General features: G+C 62.6%; 1 protein-coding gene. It reads right to left on the bottom strand.

Translation table 11 applies throughout. The features are described from left to right. Window positions 1-19: 19 nt before the first annotated feature. Window positions 20-545: transposase (locus Q1B08_RS21665; RefSeq protein WP_299823509.1), on the bottom strand; the 526-nt coding region annotated here is incomplete at its 5' end.

Below are 545 nucleotides of genomic sequence, written 5' to 3'. Positions count from 1 at the left end.
TCCCGAGTATCCGTGATGATCAAGCGGGGGTTTCGGTCCATTTCCTTCCGTCTCGGAGGAGTGCATTGGCGGTGACGACAAGCTTTCGCATGATTGCCGTCAGGGCGAGTTTGCGCGGCTTGCCGTCACTGACGAGTTGTTCGAACTTCGCCTTGGCCGAACTGTTGTGCTGGATCGCGCTTAGCGCTGGCATGAAAAGAGATCGGCGAACGGAGGATCGCCCGCCTTGGATGCGTTCGTGTCCCTGCCATCGTCCGGATTGACGGGACATAGGCGCCAGACCGGCCAAAGCAGCGGCCTGTTTGCCGGACATCTGGCCCAGTTCGGGCATATCCGCGAGAATGGCCGTCGCCGATACCGTCGAGATGCCAGGGATGCTGACCAGGATGTCCATACGCCCACGCAGGTCCGGGTCCGCGCGAACAAGAGCCTGCATGGCACCGTCGACCGATCCGATCTGCCGCTCGATCTGTGCCAGACGCTGGGCGAGAAGACGTCGGAGAAGCTTCGGCCTTGCCGCCTTCAGCCGGGCCTGCGCCGCAGTG

It is taken from the genome of uncultured Jannaschia sp. (assembly GCF_947494025.1).
In the GTDB taxonomy this organism is placed as follows: domain Bacteria; phylum Pseudomonadota; class Alphaproteobacteria; order Rhodobacterales; family Rhodobacteraceae; genus Jannaschia.
Note: the sequence above shows the minus strand (reverse complement) of the source record. Positions and strands in the feature narration are given on the sequence as shown.